The sequence below is a fragment of the Stutzerimonas balearica DSM 6083 genome (assembly GCF_000818015.1).
In the GTDB taxonomy this organism is placed as follows: domain Bacteria; phylum Pseudomonadota; class Gammaproteobacteria; order Pseudomonadales; family Pseudomonadaceae; genus Stutzerimonas; species Stutzerimonas balearica.
The window spans coordinates 1,585,794-1,600,795 of record NZ_CP007511.1 but is presented as its reverse complement, the minus strand read 5'-3'; the positions used below and the strand labels follow the sequence as shown (position 1 = coordinate 1,600,795).

13 protein-coding genes and 1 pseudogene are annotated in these 15,002 nt (G+C 65.5%); 4 read left to right on the top strand and 10 right to left on the bottom strand.

Going from position 1 to position 15,002, the window contains the following annotated elements; translation table 11 throughout:
- The first annotated feature begins 2 nt into the window (after positions 1–2).
- The 4 genes from CL52_RS07365 (at position 3) to CL52_RS07350 (ending at position 4,319) form a co-directional block, all read left to right on the top strand.
- A complete protein-coding gene (locus CL52_RS07365; RefSeq protein WP_043219478.1) occupies positions 3–1,256 on the top strand; it encodes a hypothetical protein in 1,254 nt (417 codons plus the stop codon).
- A complete protein-coding gene (locus CL52_RS07360; RefSeq protein ID WP_043219475.1) occupies positions 1,216–2,094 on the top strand; it encodes a glycosyltransferase family 2 protein in 879 nt (292 codons plus the stop codon). Before CL52_RS07365 ends, CL52_RS07360 begins: the two co-directional genes overlap by 41 nt.
- Complete coding sequence (locus CL52_RS07355) at positions 2,084–2,851, top strand: WecB/TagA/CpsF family glycosyltransferase (RefSeq protein WP_043219473.1); 768 nt, start codon at positions 2,084–2,086, stop codon at positions 2,849–2,851. The genes CL52_RS07360 and CL52_RS07355 overlap by 11 nt, the downstream gene beginning before the upstream one ends.
- A 367-nt stretch (positions 2,852–3,218) precedes the next feature.
- Positions 3,219–4,319, top strand: coding sequence for a polysaccharide biosynthesis/export family protein (locus tag CL52_RS07350; RefSeq protein ID WP_043219470.1), 1,101 nt, complete (start codon positions 3,219–3,221; stop codon positions 4,317–4,319).
- A gap of 69 nt (positions 4,320–4,388) precedes the next feature.
- Here CL52_RS07350 and CL52_RS07345 read toward each other — a convergent pair whose 3' ends face one another.
- The 10 genes and pseudogenes from CL52_RS07345 to benA all read right to left on the bottom strand — a co-directional run bounded on the left by CL52_RS07345 (position 4,389) and on the right by benA (position 14,791).
- Positions 4,389–5,657 carry an OprD family porin gene (locus CL52_RS07345; protein ID WP_043219468.1) on the bottom strand — a complete coding sequence of 423 codons (1,269 nt, stop codon included), beginning with the start codon at positions 5,655–5,657 and terminating at the stop codon, positions 4,389–4,391.
- Positions 5,658–5,750: 93 nt separating this feature from the next.
- Entirely contained in the window at positions 5,751–6,980 is a 1,230-nt protein-coding gene (locus CL52_RS07340; protein WP_041106056.1) for a benzoate/H(+) symporter BenE family transporter, read from the bottom strand.
- Between the two features lie 139 nt (positions 6,981–7,119).
- Positions 7,120–8,058: a catechol 1,2-dioxygenase gene (catA, locus tag CL52_RS07335; RefSeq protein WP_043219462.1), complete on the bottom strand. Its 939-nt coding sequence runs from the start codon at positions 8,056–8,058 to the stop codon at positions 7,120–7,122.
- 44 nt (positions 8,059–8,102) lie between these two features.
- Entirely contained in the window at positions 8,103–8,393 is a 291-nt protein-coding gene (gene catC, locus CL52_RS07330) for a muconolactone Delta-isomerase (protein ID WP_043219460.1), read from the bottom strand.
- Positions 8,394–8,412: 19 nt separating this feature from the next.
- Positions 8,413–9,534, bottom strand: a complete 1,122-nt coding sequence (locus CL52_RS07325; RefSeq protein ID WP_043219457.1) for a muconate cycloisomerase family protein — start codon at positions 9,532–9,534, stop codon at positions 8,413–8,415.
- Between the two features lie 26 nt (positions 9,535–9,560).
- Positions 9,561–10,901, bottom strand: a complete 1,341-nt coding sequence (locus CL52_RS07320) for an MFS transporter (protein ID WP_043219454.1) — start codon at positions 10,899–10,901, stop codon at positions 9,561–9,563.
- A gap of 52 nt (positions 10,902–10,953) precedes the next feature.
- Positions 10,954–11,718: a 1,6-dihydroxycyclohexa-2,4-diene-1-carboxylate dehydrogenase gene (locus CL52_RS07315; RefSeq protein WP_043219451.1), complete on the bottom strand. Its 765-nt coding sequence runs from the start codon at positions 11,716–11,718 to the stop codon at positions 10,954–10,956.
- Between the two features lie 148 nt (positions 11,719–11,866).
- Positions 11,867–12,865: a benzoate 1,2-dioxygenase electron transfer component BenC gene (gene benC, locus CL52_RS07310; protein ID WP_043219448.1), complete on the bottom strand. Its 999-nt coding sequence runs from the start codon at positions 12,863–12,865 to the stop codon at positions 11,867–11,869.
- A 76-nt stretch (positions 12,866–12,941) separates the two neighbouring features.
- Positions 12,942–13,430: a benzoate 1,2-dioxygenase small subunit gene (benB, locus tag CL52_RS07305; RefSeq protein ID WP_043219444.1), complete on the bottom strand. Its 489-nt coding sequence runs from the start codon at positions 13,428–13,430 to the stop codon at positions 12,942–12,944.
- Positions 13,431–14,791: pseudogene (benA, locus tag CL52_RS07300) on the bottom strand (benzoate 1,2-dioxygenase large subunit).
- Between the last annotated feature and the right edge of the window lie 211 nt (positions 14,792–15,002).

Genomic DNA, 15,002 nt, shown 5'->3' with positions numbered 1-15,002 from the left:
TGATGACGACTTTCAGTTCACGCTTCCTTTTCTTTCCGCTGCTGTTTCTGGCGATCGTGCTGCACTTTTCGGTGTTCGGCGAAAGTCCGCACAATCCCTACGGCCTCAAAGGCATCAACGAAGCCTTTCTGGCGATCTGCATGGTGTTCGCCTTTCTGCTGATCCTGGCGCAGTCGGAGGAAGCCTCGCGCGAACTGCGCATCCTGATGTACTACTGCCTGTACACGGTCGTGGTGTTCCAGCTGCTGCCGGCCGTGTTCGCCTACTTCACCTACGGCCAGCCGATCGTCTACGGGCTGATCGAGGAGCGCCGGGTGCTGTTCTGCCTGGGCTTCGCGCCGCTGCTGTTCCTGTCCAAGCGGGTCAGTACGCTGCAGTTCGAACGTGCGCTGATCTACGCGGCACTGTTCGCCGCGTTTCTCTCCTGGTGCTTCAAGTTCGGTGTGATCCCGGACATGCGCGCCGAAGTCCGCTCCGACGACCGCCCGGACCGCTCGTCCATCGGCCCGTTCCTGATCTGCTTCGGCTATTTCTACTGCATCCAGCTGTGGCACAAGGCGGCGTCGCCGATCAACGGTGCCAAGCGCAGCCGCACGCTGTATCTGATCCTCGCCGCGCTTCTGCTGCTGACCCTGGTATTCGCCACCCAGACCCGCCAGCTGATCGTCCTCTGCCTGGCCTTCACCCTGTTCTGCCTGCGCGCCAAGGCCATCGTCTGGGCCGCCTCGCTGTGCGTACTGCTGTCGCCGCTGTACTTCTACCCGAGCCTGCTGGAGGTGCTGGGCCTGAACGTCGACTTCTACAGCCAGTCGGTGACCAACGTGGAGGACGGCGCCCGGCCCATCACCATTGCCGCCATCATGCGCCACCTGGACCTGGTCAACTGGCTGCCGAGCGGTTCGCTTTCGCTGATGTGGCGCGACGGCTTCATCCCCTACTTCGGCGAGCACTTCTTCCTCTCCGACGTGGGCATCGTCGGCACCCTGTTCCGCTTCGGCTTCCTCACCTTTCTGATCATTCCGCTGACGCTGCTGGTCTACCAGCGCATCGCCAAGAACATCGACCGCGACCTGAGCTTCATCTACGCGGTGATGCTCGCCTACTTCGTGATCTGGCCGCTCAACGGCCTGATGGAGTACGGCCAGCCGGTCATCGCCATGCTGTTCGTCATCCACTCCCTGAGAGCCCGTCACCTTCGCAGCCAGGAAAGACTCTATGAACGTCGCACTTATTCTCAACTACAAGGCAGCTACTGAAACCATCAGCTGCATCGAGAGCCTGCGCACGCATTGTCGGGTGATCGACCACATCATCGTGATCGACAACGACTCGCAGGATGGCTCGCTGGTCGCCTTCCAGACCTGGCAGCAGGAGCAGGCGGCGCATAACGTCACCGTGCTCGCCAACCCGGAAAACAACGGCTATGCCGGTGGCAACAACTACGGCATCCGCTGGGCCCAGGCCAACCTGCCGGTCGAGCATTACTGGATCGTCAACAACGACACCTATGTCGACGAAGACGCCTTTTCTCCGCTGCTCGAGGAGCTCAAGCGCAACGACCGGCAATTCGTCGGCTCGGTGATCCTCAGTGCCGACGACGGCCACTTGGAATGCTACGGCGGCGGCAAGCTCTATCCGCTGCTGGGCAAGGCCAAGCTGCTCGGCAAGGGGCAGACGCTGGAGTCCATGGCCCAGCAACAGGAGCAACCCGACTACCTGATGGGCTGCAGCCTGGCGTTCTCCGCCCGCCTGCTCGAGCGCATCGGTCTGATGGACGAGGACTACTTCATGTATTCCGAGGAAGTCGACTGGCAGTTCCAGGCCCGCAAGCTCGGCGTGACGATCAAGGTGGTGCCGCAGAGCCGGCTCTACCACTACGGCTCGCTGAGTTCCGGCGGCCGCTCGGCGTTCTACCACTACTACCGCAACCGCGCCGCCACGCGATTCAACAAGCGCTTCTACGGCGCGCCGTTCGCGCTGGCTTCGGCGTGTTTCCTGTCGGCGATCACGCTGATCAAGGAGTACAACCACCCGGCCCTGGCCTGGTCCGGCATCAAGGGCGCCTTCAAGGGAGTAACGATGAGTGTCGAGTAAAACGAACCATGCATTCGGTGTGGACTTCTATACCGGCAGCAAGGCCGCCTTGCTCGCGACCATACGCGAGGGCGTGAAGCAGCCCTATTCCTTCGTGGTCACGCCCAACGTCGATCACCTGGCGCAGCTGCAGAACAACCCTTCGTTGCGCAACGCCTACGCCAAGGCACGCCTGCGCCTGTGCGACAGCCGCATCCTGATACCGCTGCTGCACCGTCTGGGCGTGCCGGTCGAAGAAGTCATTCCTGGCAGCGACCTGACCATCGACCTGCTGCGCTGGGCCGATCGCGACAGCTTAAGCGTGGTACTGATCGGTGCGACCGAGGCCGAATGCGCACGGCTGCGGGCGCTCTACCCGCGCATCACGCTGCATCACCACAACCCGCCGATGGGCTTCATCAACGACCCGCAGGAAGTCGAGCGGTGCCTGCGCTTCGTCCGCGAGCATCCCTCGGAGCTGGTGTTCTATGCGGTCGGCGCGCCGCGGCAGGAAATCCTTGCCAGCTCCATAGAAAGCCACGAGCGCACCGGCATGGGTTTCTGCATCGGCGCTTCCATTTCCTTCGCCACCGGCACCGTCAAACGTGCGCCGCGCTGGATGCAGAACTGCCGGCTGGAATGGCTGCACCGCATGCTGTCCGAGCCGCGCCGGCTGGTAGGCCGCTATCTGCACGACGCGATGTTCATCGTGCCGGCCTATCGCCGGGAAAAATCGGCTCGGCCGCAGGGCGCGCGCGCTCTGAATCAGGACGTGTAGCGAAACAGCGAAAAATTCGATGCAAGCACTGGGGAACGGCGTTGAACCAGCCTTGAGCGAGACGGTCTATCGGTACTGCAGATCGAGCACTGGCAAAAAGACATCGCCAGGCCATTACCTGCAGCGTGCCGCTCTCGCCACAAGCCCTGCAGGGATGGGCAGAACAACAACGGTGCCGGTGCTGAAGTCCGGCCAGGGTCAGAAGGAGAGACAACTTTGACTACCCACTGTGGGTCGCTGATGAGTGTGAACCGATGACGCTCAGCTTCGACCGATGCGGGAGCCTCGCCCCGCAAATCGCCTTGCATCACCTCGAAAACGCCGCCTCACACCGTGAGCTTCAATAACTCCGTCAAGGATGAATCCCATGAAACCACTATTTGCTATCGCACTGACCTCCGCCCTGGCATTGCAGGGTTGCGCCTTCGCTCCCGGCCAGTACCTGGATCCGGATGACTTCGACAACGGCGGCGTGACCGAAGACGGCACCGTCGAGCTGATCCGCATCACGCCGGACCTGCTCAAGGGCGACCTGGCCTCCGATCGCGGCACTTCCAGCAAGCAGGAGCTGCTGAGCTACAAGCCCAGCGACTACCGGATCGGCGCCAATGATCTGCTCTACATCACAGTGTGGGATCACCCCGAGCTGACCGCACCGTCCGGCCCGCAGCAGCAGATCGACGCCAACGGCCGCCTGGTGCGCCCGGACGGCACCCTGTTCTACCCCTACATCGGCAACGTGCAGGCCGCCGGCAAGACCATCGAGGAGCTGCGCCGCAACATCGCCCAGCGTCTGACCAACTACATCGACAGCCCGCAGGTGGATGTCAGCATCCTGCGCTTCGGCAGTCAGCGCGTGGTCGTCTCCGGTGCGTTCAACACCGCCGGCGAAGTCCCGCTGACCACCGCGCCGATGACCATCGTCCAGGCCATCGGCCAGGCCGGCGTCGATACCGATACCGCCGACCTCACCGGGCTGGTGCTCAAGCGTGACGGCCGCGAGTACATGCTCAACGTCGACTCGCTGAACCGCGCCGACTCCTGGCTGAACCAGGTCTACCTGAAGGACGGCGACCAGCTGCACCTGCCGTACAACGATCAGAAGAAAGTCTACGTACTCGGCGAAGTGACCCTGCCGCGGGCCATGACCTTCAAGGCCACCAGCCTGAACCTGATGGATGCGCTCGGCTCGGCCGGCGGCGTTCGCCAGGACACTGCCGATGGCGATGCCATCTACGTGATCCGCGGCGCCGAGAACATCGCCACCGAAAAGGCCAAGGTGTTCCAGCTCGCTGCCGCTTCGCCGACCGCCTTCGCGCTGGCCAAGCACTTCCCGCTGCAGCCGCAGGACATCGTCTTCGTAGGCCCGGCCAACATCACCCGCTGGAATCGCTTCATCAGCGGACTGCTGCCGTCGGCCAGCATCGTCGGTACCGGTGCCGCGGCGGACTACAACCTGTCCCGCTAAGCTCGGCCCACCGGGCACAAAAAACCCCGCCAACCTGGCGGGGTTTTTTCGTTTCGCCGGGCTGGCGACTCAGAACAGCGTCCAGGTGTAGGTCAGGATCAGCCGGTTCTCGTCGATGTCGGTGCGGTAGTTCGAACGCGCAGTGACGTTGCGCACGCGCACACCGAGCCCCCTGAGGGCGCCGCTCTGTACCACGTAGCCGACGTCCAGGTCGCGCTCCCAGTCCTCGCCCTCGCGCGCGCTGCCGGTATCCACGTTGTCGCCCTTGAGATAACGCACCCCGGCCACCAGGCCCGGCACGCCCATGGCGGCGAAATCGTAGTCATACCGCAGCTGCCAGGAACGCTCGTCGGGCGAGGCGAACTCATAGGTCGGCACCTCGTTGCCCAGCGGGCTGACGGTGACGAACAGCCGCGGGAAGCCATCGTCGCCATACATGGCCTGATAGCCCAGATAGAACGTATGCCCACCGCGCCTGGCCGAGAACAGCGAGTAGAACGCCTGGTTGTCGAGGCGGCCGATCAGCTGGTCGCCATCTTCGGTCGAGTCGTAGTAGCCGAGATTGGCAGCCAGGGTCCAGTCGCCCAGCGGCTGGCTGTGCTTGAAGCTGACGTGGCGCTGGTTGTAGATGTCCTCGAGCTGCGCGTACCAGAGCCCGACGCTGGTGCGCTTGGCATTGAAGGCGTAGTCGGTACCGGCATAGTTGAAGCGGTCGGACGTGGCGCTGAAGTTCGGCCGATAGCCGATGATGGTGGCCATCTCGCCATCGCCGGCCTCGTTGCGCAGGCTTGTCGAGCGCAGCTGCCCGCCCTGCAGGGTCAGCCCCTCGATCTCGTTGGAAACCAGCGAGGCGCCCTGGTAGGTGTTGGGCAGCAGACGGTTGTCGGTGAGCGTCAGCACCGGCAGGTTCGGCTGCAGTTCGCCGACCTTGAGCACGGTGTTGGAGACGCGCAGCTTTGCCGCCACACCCAACCGGCTGTAGTCGTCGGGCGCAGGATCGCCATAGCCGCCCGGCAGCAGCCCGCTGCCGGCACGGTCGGGGCTGGAATCGAGCTTGATGCCCAACAGGCCGATGGCATCGATCCCGAAGCCCACCGGCCCTGGTGTGTAGCCCGATTGCAGGTTGAGGACGAAGCCCTGGGCCCACTCCTCCGCCTTCGACTGGGTCGACGGGCCGACGATGTCGGAGAAGTCCCGGCTGAAGTAATAGTTGCGCGCCTGCAGCGTGGCGCTGGCGCCCGCGAGCAGGCCCTCCTCGGCTGCCTGCGCCGTCTGGACGCCGGCGGCGCCGAGGCTGATGGCCAGGGCAAGGCGGGAAAACATCGCTTTGTCAGTCATGGAATCGCTCTCTTTTGTTGTTGTTTTCAGGTGCAGGCCGCCGTGCGCTCCCGAGGCGGGAGCACAGTGGCGATCAGGTGGTCAGCGAGTCGGTCAGCGGGACGCGGCGCGGCCCGGTTCCTTGCACGGGCTGGCCGGCGACGCCTGCGCCAGGCCTGGACTGCGCCAGCTCAGCAGCAGGTGCGTGACGAGACCGAAGATCAGGCCCCAGAAGGCCGCCGAGAGACCGAGAAAACTCATGCCCGAGGCGGTGACCAGAAAGGTCACCAGCGCGGCCTCGCGATCGGCCGGGACCGACATCGCGCCGCTGAGCGCGCTGCCAATGGCCCCCAGCAGGGCCAGCCCGGCCAGCGCGGCAATCAATGCCTGCGGAAAGGCGGCGAACAGCGACACCACGGTCGCGCCGAACACGCCGAAGATCAGGTACACCACGCCACCCACCACGCCGGCGACGTAGCGCCGAGACGGGTCCTCGTGGGCGTCGCGGCCGGTGCAGATCGCCGCGGTGATCGCCGCCAGGGTCAGCCCGTGACAGCCGAAGGGCGCCAGCAGCAGCGAGCCGAGCCCGCTGCCGCTGATCAGCGGGCTCGCCGGCGTCGCGTAGCCGGCGCTGCGCAGCACCGCCATACCGGGCACGAACTGTCCGGTCAGCGCCACCATGATCAGCGGGAAGGCGACGTTGAGCATCACCTGCCAGTCGAACTGCGGCGCAATCCACTGCGGCGTCGCCAGCCCCAGCACCACGGCATCGGGGCGCAGCTCACCGGTGCCCAGCGCAACCGCCAAACCCACCGCCAGCACGGCGAACACCGCGTAGCGCGGCATCATGCGCTTGCCAAGCAGGTACGCACTGAACATCGCCAGCACCAGCAGCGGCGCCGATTCCAACGAGGCGAACAGCCCGGTGCCGAAGCGAAACAGGATGCCGGCCATCATTGCGGCGGCGATCGCCGCCGGGATATGGCGGATGATGCGGTCGAACGTACCGGACAGCCCGACCAGCAGGATCACCAGCGCCGTGGCCAGGTAGGCGCCGACGGCCTGGCCGAGGCTGATCTCCGGCAGCAGGCCGATCAGCAGGGCCGAGCCCGGCGCCGACCAGGCGATGACGATGGGCGCGCGGTAGCGCAGGCTGAGCAGGATGCCGAGCACGCCGCTGCCGATGGAGATCGTCCAGATCCATGACGACAGCACGGTGTCGGCAAGGTCCGCGGCATGCGCAACCTGGAAGATGATCACCAGGGGTCCGGCATAGGAAATCACGGTCGCGATGAAGCCGGCGACCGCGGCCGAGAGTGAGAAATCTCTGAGCAACGCTTTCATACCGCCTCGCAAGGAATTCGGGCGTGCCTCTTCGGGCCGCTCTTGTTTTTCAACGGGGCCGGCGACAGAGGCTGTCGTCCGGCCTCGCCCACCTCATGTGGGCGTTGCGGCCGGCGGGCAAGCCGTCGGCCGGGTTCGCTCAGGCCTCCTGCAGTGCACGCGGGCGCTTGCTGCGCTGTTCCGCGGTCGGGCTCGGCGCGGCCTGCAGCTGGAAGTCGAAGTCCAGCTCGGCGAAGCGCCCCGCGACGCCGCGCGCCTGCGCCTGCTCGGCGTCGTCGATGAAGCGAATGTCGCCGACCAGGCCGTCGCGGGTGGCGTAGGCGAAGTCATCCCACAGGTACTGGTCGCCAGCCAGGTTGATCTGCGTGGTCAGCAGGCGATAGCCGGGGGCGGAAACGAAGAAGTGGATATGCGCCGGGCGCTGGCCATGCCGGCCGAGCAGGTCGAGGCATTCCTGGGTCGGGCCTTGCGGGTCGCACCCGTAGCCGCAGGGCACGATGCTGCGCGCGCGGTAGCGGCCGTCGGCGTCGGTGACGATGCGCCGACGCAGGTTGAAGTCGGACTGGCTCTTGTCGAAGTACGAGTAGTTGCCCTTGGTATTGGCATGCCACAGGTCGACGGTGGCGCCGGCGACCGGGTTGCCCTCGGCGTCCAGCACGCGGCCCTGGAGGAACATAACGGTGGCTTCGTCCAACTCGCTGCCGTCGTCCATCCGCGCCTCGCCCTGGCAGATCGGCGCGCCGGCCACGTAGAGCGGGCCTTCGATGGTGCGCGGGGTGCCGCCGGTCAGGCCGATCTGCTCGTCCTTGGCGTCCTGCAGCAGGTCGAGGAAGTGCTCCAGGCCGAGGCCGGCAACCAGCAGGCCGGCTTCGTGGCGACCACCCAGGCGGTTGAGGTAGTCCACCGCCAGCCAGAACTCGTCCTGGGTCACTTCGAGGTCCTCGATGATCCTCGCCACGTCATTGACGATGCGCAGCATCAGCTGCTTGACGCGGGAATCACCGCTGTCGTTGTTGTAGCCGCTGACCTCCTTGAAGAAGTCCTGAACTTGCGCGGTCTGGGAGATTTTCACGGTCATTTTCGTTTCCTCGAATTGTTCTTGTGAGGTGCGGGGCGCGGTGATCAGCAGTCATCGGCATGAATGGACGAAGGGTGGCGACACAGGCCGGTCACCTCGATGTCCATGTAGGGGAACAGCGGCAGCTGCATGAGGGTGTCATGCAGCGCCTCGACGCTCTGGACGTCGAACACGCTGTAGTTGGCGTACTGGCCGGCGATGCGCCACAGGTGGCGCCAGGTGCCCTCGCGCATCAGGCGCTGGGCCAGTTCCTTCTCGTCGGCCTTGAGCTGCGCGGCACGCTCGGCAGGCATGTCGTGCGGCAGCTTTACGGTCATCTTTACGTGGAACAACATCGCAAGGTCCTCCTCGGAATCACGAGCGGGCGAAGCGCTTGAGGCGCTCTTCGTCAAGGGTCAGGCCCAGGCCCGGCGTACGCGGGACCTGCAGCTGGAAGTCGCGGTAGACCGGCGGCTCGGTGACGATCTCTTCGGTCAGCAGCAGCGGGCCGAACAGTTCGGTGCCCCAGGTCAGCTGGCGCAGGGTGATGAAGGCGTGCGCCGACGCCAGGGTGCCGATCGCGCCCTCGAGCATGGTCCCGCCGTAGAGCGCGATGCCGGCGGCCTCGGCGATCTGCGCGGTTCGCAGCATGGCCCGCGGCCCGCCGTTCTTGGCGATCTTCAGGGCGAACACGCTGGCCGCGCCGTCGGCCGCCAGGCTGAAGGCATCCTCGACGCTCTCGATGGATTCGTCGGCCATGATCGGCGCCGGGCTGCGCTGGTTCAGGCGCACCTGGCCGGCACGGTTGATACGCGAAATCGGCTGCTCGATCAGGTCGATGCCGTTATCGCCGAGCACCTGGCAGGCGCGGATCGCCTGGGACTCGTCCCAGCCCTGGTTGACGTCGACACGCACGCTGGCGCGCTCGCCGAGGGCTCGCTTGATGGCGACCACGTGCTTGAGGTCATGGGCCACCTCGTTGGCACCGATCTTCAGCTTGAACAGCCGATGACGACGCAGATCGAGCATCTGTTCGGCTTCGGCGATATCGCGGGCGGTATCGCCGGAAGCCAGCGTCCAGGCAACCTCCAGCCCGTCGCGCACACGCCCGCCGAGCAGCTCGCTGACCGGCAGCCCGAGGCGCTTGCCCTGGGCATCGAGCAGCGCGCTTTCCAGGCCGGACTTGGCGAAGGTGTTGCCCTTGGCCGCCTTGTCCAGACGCAGCATCGCGGCGTTGACGTTGGTGGCGTCCTGGCCGACCAGCAGCGGCGCCAGGTGGCTGTCGATGTTCTGCTTGATGCTCTCCGGGCTTTCGTTGCCGTAGGCGAGCCCACCGATGGTGGTGGACTCGCCGAGGCCTTCGATGCCGTCGGAGCAGCGCAGGCGGATCACCACCAGCGTCTGCTGCTGCATGGTGTGCATGGCCAGCTTGTGCGGGCGGATGGTCGGCAGGTCGACGATGACCGCCTGGATGCTTTCGATCTGGATGTCGTGCATGTCCGTATCCGTTGAGAAAGGTCGAATCAGGCCTTGGCGCCGGCCAGCGCCGCGCCCGTCACCGCTTGCCGCGGGCGGCTCAGGGCGAACACCGTCATCGCCAGCGCCGCGATCGCACCGGGGATGGCGAAGGCCATGAAGTTCAATTGCAGCGGCAGGTTCACGGCCATCAGCGCACCGCCCAGCAGCGGGCCGACGATGGCGCCGTTGCGGCCGATACCGGAGGCCCAACCCAGCCCCGTGGAGCGGATCGACAGGCCGTAGAACTGCGCCGCGCAGGCGTAGAGCAGGATCTGCGTGCCGATGGTGGTGGCGCCGGCGATGAAGATCAGCCCATAGAGCAGCGGCGTCGGGCTCTTGAAACCGAGCAGGCTGATCGACACGGCCGCCGCGACGAAGAAGCCGATCATCACCTTGACCAGGTTGAAGCGATCGCCCAGCCAGCCACCGACGATCGCCCCGGCCATGCCGCCGAAGTTCAGTGCGAGCAGGAACGAGAGACTCGAACCCAGGCTGTAGCCGGCGCCGGCCATGAGCTTGGGCAGCCAGGAGCTGAGTGCGTAGACCATCAGCAGGCAGCAGAAGAACGCCACCCAGATCGACAGCGTGCGCACCGTGCGGCCTTCCTTGAACAGGGCCAGCACCGAGACGCTGGCGCCCTTGACGTCGGCGACTTCCAGTGCGGCATCGGCCGGCAGTCCGGCCGTCGGGTCGACCCGCTTGAGCAGCTCGCGCGCTTCGGCCTGGCGCCCCTGGCGCACCAGAAAGCCGACCGACTCGGGCAGGTAATAGAGGATCACCGGCAACAGCAGCAGCGGCACCGCGGCGGCGAAGAACATCAATTCCCAGCCGAAGCGCGGCAGCATGTAGATGCCGACGCCCGCCGAGAGCATGCCGCCGATCGAATAGCCGCTGAACATCACCGCCACCAGCGTGCTGCGCAGGCGCTTGGGCGCGTACTCGTTCATCAGCGCCACGGCGTTGGGCATAAGCCCACCGCAGCCGAGCCCGGCGATGAAGCGGAAAATGCCGAATTCGGTCGGGCTGCTGGCGAAGCCGTTGAGAATGGTCGCCGAGCTGAACAGCGCGAAGCAGATGGCGATGCCCTTCTTGCGGCCGATGCGGTCGGCCAGGGTGCCGAAGCCCAGCGCGCCGAACATCATGCCGAACAGCGCATAGCTGCCCAGCGCGCCGGCCTGCATCGGCGTCAGCCCCCACTCCTGCATCAGCACCGGCAGGACCACGCCGTAGATGAACAGGTCGTAACCGTCGAAGATCAGTAGCAGTGCGCACAGCGCCATCACCATCCAGTGAAAGCGGCTGAAGCGCGCGTTGTCGATGATCTGGTTTGTCTCGATCGTACGCATGGCTTGACTCTCTTTTGTTGTTGTTCTGAATCGTCTGCGGGCGGAGCCGGCCTCAGCCGAGGTCCCCGCCGCCTACCGGCAGGGTTACGCCGGTGATGTAGGAGGCCTCGTCCGAGGCGAGAAAGAGGATCGCGCCGACCTGCTCGTCGAGCGTGCCGTAGCGCTTCATCAGGCTGCTGTCGATCGTCTGGTCGACGATCTGCTGGTACCAGCCCTTCTCCTGTTCGCTCTGCTCGGCGGCGTTGCGCGGGATGCGCCGCGGCGGCGCCTCGGTGCCGCCCGGCGCCGTGGCGTTGACCCGCACACCGCGCTGCGCGGTCTCGAACGCCAGGCAGGCGGTCAGCGCGTTGACGCCGCCCTTGGCCGCGCCGTAGGGCACGCGGTTGACGCTGCGCGTGGCGATGGAGGAAACGTTGACGATGGCACCGCTGCCCTGCTCGAGCATCTGCGGCAGCGCGGCGTTGCAGCACCACAGGGTGGGAAACAGCGAGCGCCGCACTTCGGCCTCGATCTCCTGCTCGCGGTAGTGCTCGAACGGCTTGGCCCAGATGGTGCCGCCGACGTTGTTGATCAGAATGTCGAGCCGACCGAAGCGCTCGACCGCGGCACGCATGACCCGCTGGCAGTCGCCGTACTGCTCCAGATCGGCGGTCAGACAGAGCACCGCATCGGGCCCGGCCAGCTCGTGGATCAGCTCGGAGCGGTCCACCGCGACGACCTTCGCGCCTTCGGCCAGCAGCCGCTCGGCGACCCGCCGGCCGATGCCCTGGGCGGCACCGGTGACCACGGCAACCTTGTTGTGGAAACGTGTGTTCATCTACCTTCCCTCGATGCTCGAAGCGATGCACAAGCCCCTGTGGGAGCGAGGCTGCTCGCGAAGTTTTTCGGTGCGGTGATCCAAGCACCGGTGCCGATCCCTTTTTCGCGGGCAAGCCCGCGCCTGCCAGTCCGTGCAGTTCATGCCCTTATGCGCTGGCGGCGAACTTCTCGTAGTAGAAATTGGCCGGCTCGATGCCCTGCTCGCGGATGAACTGGCTGACCGCCTCGACCATCGGCGGCGGCCCGCAGAGGTAGATGTCGACTTCGCCATCGTTGAGGTGCGTCGGCTCGATGTGCTGGGTGACGTAGCCCTTCTGCGGGTAGGCGCTGTCCGGGCTGGCCACGCAGGCGCTGAAGGTGAAGTTGGGGATACGCGCGGCGAAGTCGGCCAGGCGCTCCATCTCCACCAGGTCGTGGTCGTGGGTCACACCGTAGACCAGGTGCACCGGGTGCTCGCTGCCTTCGTCGGCGATCTTTTCGAGCATGGCGGTGAACGGCGCCAGGCCGGTGCCGCCGGCCAGCAGCAGCAGCGGGCGCCTGATCTCGCGCAGGTAGAAGCTGCCCAGCGGCCCGTTCAGTTCGAGGCTGTCGCCGGCCTTGGCCAAGCTGCTGAGGAAGGAGCTCATCAGCCCGCCGGGCACGTTGCGGATCAGAAAGCTCACCTGCCCGCCCTTCTGCAGCGAGCTGAAGGAATAGGCGCGGGTCTGCTCGGTGCCAGGCACCTTGAGATTGACGTACTGGCCGGGCAGAAAGGCCAGCCGGCTCAGCGATTCGCCGCGGATCGACAGCGCGATGGTGCTTTCCGAAAGCTGGCGCACCTCGCTGATCGCCGCCTCATAGCTGCCCTGCGGCGCCTTGCACACCGCCGAGGACGCCGGCACGCGGACCACGCAGTCGCTCTCCACGCGCATCTGACAGGTCAGCACGTAGCCTTGGGCGACTTCGTCGTCACTCAGCGCGTCCTCGATGAACTCCTCGCCGAGGTCGTAGAGGCCGGACTCGGCCTGGCACTTGCACGCGCCGCAGGCACCGTCACGGCAGTCCAGCGGGATGTTGATGCCCTGGCGATAGGAGGCGTCGGCCACCGTCTCGCCGGGGTTGATGTCGATGAAACGGGGCAAGTTCAACGCGATGGTATGCGTCATGCTGCACCTCGCTTGCACGGGCCGGGGACCAGGCGGGGGCGGGCCTCACGGCCCGGGCCAGCGCCTGGGTCGTGGTTCAGATGTGGTAGACGTCGATGATCTGGCGCACGTAGTCGTTCTTCAGCACGACCTTCTTGGCCTTGATCAGCAGGTTCTCGGCGCGCGTGTCGAGCGTGTAGAAGCTGGTGCCGTAGAACTGGTCGACCGTCTTGTAGCGGAAGCTCAGGGTGTGCCAGTTGAAGCGCACCTTGCAGTAGCCCTCGCCCTGCTCCACCAGCTCGATGTTGCTGATGTTGTGCGAGGTCCGCGTGTCCGGGATGGTCGCGCTGGAGCGCTCGGTGCGGATGCGGAACACCCGGTCTTCCAGGCCGCCGCGGTTGCCGTACCAGATCAGCGAGATCTCGGTCTGCGGGTTTTCGGTCAGGCGGTCGCGATCGTCCCAGGCCGGCATCCAGAAGGTCGCATCCGGTGCGTACTGCTCCAGCCAGCTGTCCCAGTCCTTGTCGTCGAGGTAGCGCGCCTCGCGGTAGAGGAAATCGCGCGCGGCTTCGTAGGAGACGGTCATTTACGCGCCCTCCACATGAATCAGCTGATCGGCTTCGCGCTCCAGCGCCTTGACCATCTGCTGCTGCCAGTACTCGTGCTGGCGTACGAACAGGCCTTCGTCTCGGTGCGCACGCCGCTGAGCGCCGGCTTGAGGTCGATCTGCACGGCGGCTTCATCCGGGCCTTCGATCCAGTGTTCGGCGCCGCGCGACATGTCGTTCCACTCCATGGCACGGCCCTGGTAGCCGGCCTGGCAGGCGCGGAATTCTTCCAGGTCGTCCGGCGTGGCCATCCCGCTGACGTTGAAGAAGTCCTCGTACTGGCGGATGCGCCGGGCACGCGCCTCGGCACTTTCACCCTTGGGGGCGATGCAGTAGATGGTGGCTTCGGTCCGGTCGACCGAGATCGGCCGGGCGATGCGCAGCTGCGAGCCGAACTGGTCCATCAGGTACAGGTTCGGGTACAGGCAGAGGTTGCGCGAGTGGCCGATCATCCAGTCGGCACGCGCCTCGCCGAATTCGGCGACCAGGCGCTCGCGCTGGTTGAACAGCGGGCGATCCTCGGGGTTGTCCCAGCGGGTCCAGAGCAGCAGGTGGCCGTTCTCGAAGGAATAGAAGCCGCCGCCCTTCTTGCCCCAGCCGCCGGCGCTCATGGCACGGATGTCGTCGCCGGCTTCCTTGAGCTTGCGCTGCTGCTGGGTAGCCGCGTAGTTCCAGTGCACGGCGGTGACGTGGTAGCCGTCGGCGCCGTTCTCGGCGGTCAGCTTCCAGTTGCCCTCGTAGACATAGCTGGACGAGCCGCGCAGCACTTCCAGGCCATCCGGTGACTGGTCGACCACCATGTCGATGATCTTCCGCGCCTCGCCGAGGAAGTCTTCGAGCGGCTGCACGTCGGGGTTCAGGCTGCCGAACAGGAAGCCGCGGTAGGACTGAAAGCGCGCGACCTTTTTCAGGTCGTGGGAACCGTCGCAGTTGAAGCTCGACGGGTAGCCGGCCTCCTTCGGGTCCTTGACCTTGAGCAGCTTGCCGGAGTTGTTGAAGGTCCAGCCGTGGAACGGACAGGTGTAGCTGGACTTGTTGCCGCTCTTGAAGCGGCACAGCACCGCGCCCTTGTGGCTGCAGGCGTTGATGAACGCGTTGAGCTCACCCTCCTTGTTGCGCGCGATGATGATGGGCTGGCGGCCCATGTTGGTAGTGAAGTAGTCGTTCTTCTCCGGGATCTGGCTTTCGTGGGCGAGGAATACCCAGTTGCCTTCGAAGATGTACTTCAGCTCCAGCTCGAACAGTTGCGGGTTGGTGAACATCTCGCGCTTGTTGCGGTAGATGCCCTTTTCCTTGTCTTCTTCCAGCAAGGACTGGAGATAGTCGAATCCGAGGGTCATGGCCGGGCTCCATTGTTCTTGTTGCCTACGGGGCCAAGGTTAGGGAGCCGGTGCGGCGGCCAATATCCGCTTTCTGCAGGACCCTCATCCGTTTCTTGCAGACCGATGACAGCAGCCGTGATGGGCGGTCAGCCCGCAGAAAGAGCGCAACGCAAAAAAAAGCCGGCGCACCATCGGTGGCCGGCCAGGGGGGACGCAGCGGAGAACGGAT

What these genes read in the sequence shown, in the direction of transcription:
- CL52_RS07325 (WP_043219457.1), bottom strand. Translation starts at nt 9,534, where the DNA reads ATGCACGACATCCAGATCGAAAGCATCCAGGCGGTCATCGTCGACCTG.
- CL52_RS07320 (WP_043219454.1), bottom strand. Translation starts at nt 10,901, where the DNA reads ATGCGTACGATCGAGACAAACCAGATCATCGACAACGCGCGCTTCAGC.
- benB (WP_043219444.1), bottom strand. Translation starts at nt 13,430, where the DNA reads ATGACCGTCTCCTACGAAGCCGCGCGCGATTTCCTCTACCGCGAGGCG.
- catA (WP_043219462.1), bottom strand. Translation starts at nt 8,058, where the DNA reads ATGACCGTGAAAATCTCCCAGACCGCGCAAGTTCAGGACTTCTTCAAG.
- CL52_RS07315 (WP_043219451.1), bottom strand. Translation starts at nt 11,718, where the DNA reads ATGAACACACGTTTCCACAACAAGGTTGCCGTGGTCACCGGTGCCGCC.
- catC (WP_043219460.1), bottom strand. Translation starts at nt 8,393, where the DNA reads ATGTTGTTCCACGTAAAGATGACCGTAAAGCTGCCGCACGACATGCCT.
- CL52_RS07360 (WP_043219475.1), top strand. Translation starts at nt 1,216, where the DNA reads ATGAACGTCGCACTTATTCTCAACTACAAGGCAGCTACTGAAACCATC.
- CL52_RS07350 (WP_043219470.1), top strand. Translation starts at nt 3,219, where the DNA reads ATGAAACCACTATTTGCTATCGCACTGACCTCCGCCCTGGCATTGCAG.
- CL52_RS07345 (WP_043219468.1), bottom strand. Translation starts at nt 5,657, where the DNA reads ATGACTGACAAAGCGATGTTTTCCCGCCTTGCCCTGGCCATCAGCCTC.
- CL52_RS07365 (WP_043219478.1), top strand. Translation starts at nt 3, where the DNA reads ATGACGACTTTCAGTTCACGCTTCCTTTTCTTTCCGCTGCTGTTTCTG.
- benC (WP_043219448.1), bottom strand. Translation starts at nt 12,865, where the DNA reads ATGACGCATACCATCGCGTTGAACTTGCCCCGTTTCATCGACATCAAC.
- CL52_RS07340 (WP_041106056.1), bottom strand. Translation starts at nt 6,980, where the DNA reads ATGAAAGCGTTGCTCAGAGATTTCTCACTCTCGGCCGCGGTCGCCGGC.